A 4490-nucleotide genomic window follows, 5' to 3' on the forward strand; every position below is an offset into this window, starting at 1 on the left:
TCCCTGGAGGCGGGCCCCGGACCGGCAGGCGGCTTCGTGGTGACTGCGGAGCTTCCGGCGGACGCGCCGGAAGCAGCGGACGCCGACATGGGTACCGGCCCTACCCTGTCCCCGTGAACGAGATGCCGCAGGATCACCGGCCGACCAAGTCCGTACGGGTACTGCTCGCCGAGGACCAGGGCATGATGCGCGGCGCGCTCGCCCTGCTGCTCGGGCTGGAACCCGATATCGAGGTGGTCGCCCAGGTGGGCGCGGGCGACGAGATCGTGCCCGCCGCGTTGGCGTCGCGGCCCGATGTGGCGCTCCTCGACATCGAGCTGCCGGGACGCAGCGGGCTGGACGCGGCCGCCGATCTGCGGGAGGAGGTGCCGGACTGCCGGGTGCTGATCCTCACCACCTTCGGCCGGCCCGGCTATCTGCGGCGCGCGATGGAGGCGGGAGCGGCGGGGTTCCTGGTGAAGGACGGCCCGGTCGAGGAGCTCGCGTCGGCGATCCGCCGGGTGCTGACCGGGGAGACCGTCATCGACCCGGCCCTGGCCGCCGCCGCGCTGAGCGCCGGCCCGAGTCCGCTGACCGCGCGGGAGCGGGATGCGCTGGTCGCCTCGGTGGACGGGGCGACGGTCGCGGACATCGCGGTGAAGCTGCATCTGTCGGAGTCGACCGTCCGCAACTACCTGTCCGCCGCGATCGGGAAGACGGGCACCCGCAACCGCATGGAGGCGGTCCGGGCGGCCCGGCAGCAGGGGTGGCTCTGACGCCCGCGGGTGGCCCTCAGCGCTTCGCCGACCCGTGGCGCGGCAGCCAGAGGACCATCAGCAGCAGTCCGCCGAGCAGCACCCCGCCCGCCGTCCGGAAGGCGAGGGCGTAGCCGGCTGTGAGCTCCACCGGGTCCGTGGAGCCGTCCGTGCGGGCCGCGGCGACCGTGGAGAGCACGGCCAGTCCGAGGGCGCCGCCCATCGTGCGGGAGGTGTTGACGAGGCCGGAGACCAGGCCCGCTTCGCCGGGGGCCGCGCCCGAGATGGCGAGGGTGGCGAGCGGGGTGGCCGCGAGGCCCGTACCGGCCATCATCAGGACGCCGGGCAGACAGACCGCGGTGAGGTACGAGCCGTCGGCCGTCATCGTCGACTGCCAGCCGAAGCCCGCGGCGGCCATCGCCGTGCCGATCAGGGCCAGGTTCTTCGCGCCGGTGCGCACCATCAGCCGCGGCGCGCACTTTGAGCCGACCACGATCGCCACCGAGGTGGGCATCAGGGCGAGTCCGGCCTCCAACGCGGAGTACCCCAGCACGTTCTGTGCGTACACGGTCATGAAGTACCACATGGAGAAAGTGGCCGAGCCGATCACGAGCATCGCCACGTTCGCCGACGCCACCGCCCGCGCCGCCAGCACCCGCAGCGGCATCAGCGGCTTCGCGGTCCGGGACTCCACCAGGACGAACAGCGCGAGCAGCGCCAGTCCGCCCAGCAGCGGCACCAGGGTCGCCGCGGCCGTCCAGCCCGACTCCTCGGTCTGCACGATGCCGTACGCGACCGAGGCCAGGCCCGCCGTGACGAGTACCGCGCCCAGGAAGTCGATCCGGCTGCGCTCGCCGGCCCGGCCCTCGGCGAGGCGGAGCGCGGCGCCGATCAGGACGAGCACGCCGATGGGCACGTTGATGAGCAGGACCCACCGCCAGGACAGGGTGTCCGTGAGCACCCCGCCGATCAGCCCGCCGGCCGCGCCGCCGCCCGCGCCGACGGCCATCCAGGTGCCGATGGCCTTGGTCCTGGCGGGTCCTTCGGGGACGGCGGCGGTGAGCAGGGTGAGGGTCGCGGGCGCCAGCACGGCCGCGCCGAGCCCCTGGGCGGCCCGGGCGGCGAGCAACTGCCAGCCCTCCTGGGCGAGTCCGCCGGCGAGGGAGGCCGCGGTGAACAGGCCGAGGCCGACGAGGAACATCCGCTTGCGGCCGTAGAGGTCGGCGGCCCGGCCGCCGAGCAGCATGAATCCGGCGAAGGCGATCGAGTACGCGTTGAGCACCCACTGCAGGCCCGCGGTGCTCAGCCCCAGATCGGCACGCATGGACGGGAGTGCCACGTTGACGACGGACACGTCGAGCACGACGAGGAACTGCCCCGTGCAGGCGGCGAGCACGACCGCCCAGGTACGGGTCCGGGTACCGCTGCCACGGCGTGTGGGCGTCGAGACGTCAACCATGAGAGTCATACTCGCAGCCGCCCGGCGCCCCGTACATCGGTTTCCGGACCGTACCGGTATCGGTCCAGCGGCGTAGGACCGGGACTCCTGAGGTTCAGCGCCGCAGGAGTGTCACCACCGCCGCTCCGCCCAGCCCGATGTTGTGGGCGAGACCGGTCCGGGCGTCCGGCACCTGGCGGGGTCCGGCCTCTCCCCGCAGCTGCCAGGTGAGTTCGGCGGCCTGGGCGATTCCGGTGGCGCCGAGCGGATGGCCCTTGGAGATCAGGCCGCCCGACGGGTTGACCACCCAGCGGCCGCCGTGGGTGGTGGCTCCGGACTCGACGAGCGCCCCCGACTCGCCCTCGCCGCACAGCCCGAGCGCCTCGTAGGTGAGCAGTTCGTTGATGGAGAAGCAGTCGTGGAGCTCGATGACGTCGAGGTCCTCGGCGCCGATGCCGGCCTTCTCGTACACCTGCCGTGCCGCCTCCCGCGACATGGGAAGGCCGACCGCGTCGATGCAGGTCCCGGAGGCGAAGGAGGCCCCGGTGTCGGTCGTCATGGCCTGGGCGGCGATCTCGACGGCCCGGTCGCCGAGGCCGTGCTGCTCGACGAAGCGCTCGGAGACGACGACGGCCGCCGCCGCCCCGTCGGAGGTCGGGGAGCACTGGAGCCGGGTGAGGGGACGGTGGATGGGCTTGGCGGCCAGCACCTCGTCGACCGTGTACGGGTCCTGGAACTGGGCGTACGGGTTGCCCGCCGAGTGGCGGTGGTTCTTGGCTGCGACCGCGGCGAGCTGGGCCTCCGTGGTGCCGTACCGCTCCATGTGCTCCCGGGCGGCGTTGCCGAAGATCTGTGCGGTGGGCGGGGTCATCTCGAAGCCGTGGGCGGCGGCCATGATGCCGTAGTGCCGGGCGACCGGGGATGTCTTGAAGTCGCCCGCGCCACCGTCGGATCCACCGCCGCCGAGCGATCCGCGCGCCATCTTCTCGAAGCCGAGCGCCAGGACGCAGTCGCCGGCGCCGCCCTCGACGAACTGGCGGGCCATCATCAGGGCGGTGGAGCCGGTGGCGCAGTTGTTGTTGACGTTGTAGACCGGTATGCCGGTCAGGCCGAGTTCGTAGACGGCACGCTGCCCGGCGGTGGAGGCCTGGAAGCAGTAGCCGACGGCTGCCTGCTCGATGTCCTCGTACGCGACCGAGGCGTCGGTGAGCGCCGCGGTCCCGGCCTCCTTGACCATGTCCCAGTACTGCCAGTCACGGGTCTCGGGCTTCTCGAACTTCGTCATTCCGACGCCGACGATGTACGCCTTCATATCGTTTCCTCTCAGTCCCGCGGGAGGCCGAGGATGCGCTCGGCGACGACGTTGAGCTGAACCTGGGTGGTGCCGCCCGCGATGGTGAGGCAGCGGGACATCAGGAAGCCGTGCACCGCCCGTTCCCCCGCTCCTTCGCACACCGCCCCGTCGGGGCCGAGGAGTTCGAGGGTGAGTTCGGCGACCTTCTGCTGGTGGACGGTCTGGACGAGTTTGCGTACGGAGGCTCCCGCGCCCGGCTCCAGTCCCGAGACCTGCTGGAGCGTGGTGCGCAGCGTGATGCAGGCCAGCGCGTGCGCCTCGGCGGCCAGAGCCCCGATCCGGGCCCGGCAGGCGCCGTCGAGGCCTTCGGCGCGGCCGATCAGGGCTTCCAGGCCGGTGTCGAAGGCCACCTGGTCGGCCATGTGGACGCGTTCGTTGCCCAGGGTGTTGCGGGCGACCTGCCAGCCGCCGCCCGCCTCGCCGACGAGGGCGTCCTCGGGCAGCAGGACGTCGTCGAAGTACACCTCGTTGAAGAGGGAGTCGCCGGTGATCTCCTTCAGCGGGCGGATGTCGATGCCTTCGGTGTTCTTCATGTCCACGAGGAAGTAGCCGAGGCCCTGGTGCTTGGGCGCGTCCGGGTCCGTCCTGGCCAGCAGAATCCCGTGGTCGGCCCACTGGGCAGCGCTCGTCCACACCTTCTGGCCGTTGATCCGCCAGCCCTCGGGCGTCCGTTCGGCGCGGGTGCGCAGCGAGGCGAGGTCGGAGCCGGCGCCGGGTTCGGAGAACAGCTGGCACCACAGGAGTTCGCCGCTGAGGGTGGGCAGGAGGTAGCGGTCCTGCTGTTCGGGCGTCCCGTGCGCGATGAGGGAGGGCACCACCCAGGTGGCGATCCCCAGGCCGCTCAGGGCGACGCCCTGGTCCCGCAACTCCTGCTGGACGGCCAGCTGTTGCACGGGACCGGCACCCAGCCCGTGGGGTGCGGGCAGATGCGGGGCGGCGTAGCCGGTGGGGGCGAGGGTACGGC

At 72.4% G+C, this 4490-nt stretch carries 4 protein-coding genes; 1 reads left to right on the forward strand and 3 read right to left on the reverse strand.

Going from position 1 to position 4490, the window contains the following annotated elements; translation table 11 throughout:
* Window positions 1-122: 122 nt before the first annotated feature.
* On the forward strand, window positions 123-755 hold the full coding sequence (locus JGS39_RS36960) for a response regulator transcription factor (protein ID WP_219574147.1): 633 nt from the start codon (window positions 123-125) through the stop codon (window positions 753-755).
* 16 nt (window positions 756-771) lie between these two features.
* Here JGS39_RS36960 and JGS39_RS36965 read toward each other — a convergent pair whose 3' ends face one another.
* From JGS39_RS36965 to JGS39_RS36975, 3 genes are all read right to left on the reverse strand, one after another.
* Window positions 772-2202 (reverse strand): MFS transporter, encoded by a 1431-nt coding sequence (locus tag JGS39_RS36965; RefSeq protein ID WP_219574143.1) that lies wholly within the window; start codon window positions 2200-2202, stop codon window positions 772-774.
* An 85-nt stretch (window positions 2203-2287) separates the two neighbouring features.
* Window positions 2288-3484 (reverse strand): lipid-transfer protein, encoded by a 1197-nt coding sequence (locus JGS39_RS36970; protein WP_219574145.1) that lies wholly within the window; start codon window positions 3482-3484, stop codon window positions 2288-2290.
* A gap of 11 nt (window positions 3485-3495) precedes the next feature.
* The coding region (locus JGS39_RS36975) for an acyl-CoA dehydrogenase family protein (RefSeq protein ID WP_219574146.1) at window positions 3496-4490 on the reverse strand (995 nt) is incomplete at its 5' end.

The organism is Streptomyces poriferorum, assembly GCF_019399235.1.
GTDB lineage: Bacteria > Actinomycetota > Actinomycetes > Streptomycetales > Streptomycetaceae > Streptomyces > Streptomyces poriferorum.

Excerpts from the sequence above, each read along its gene's own strand:
- JGS39_RS36965 (WP_219574143.1), bottom strand. The coding sequence starts at position 2,202 with ATGACTCTCATGGTTGACGTCTCGACGCCCACACGCCGTGGCAGCGGT.
- JGS39_RS36970 (WP_219574145.1), bottom strand. The coding sequence starts at position 3,484 with ATGAAGGCGTACATCGTCGGCGTCGGAATGACGAAGTTCGAGAAGCCC.
- JGS39_RS36960 (WP_219574147.1), top strand. The coding sequence starts at position 123 with ATGCCGCAGGATCACCGGCCGACCAAGTCCGTACGGGTACTGCTCGCC.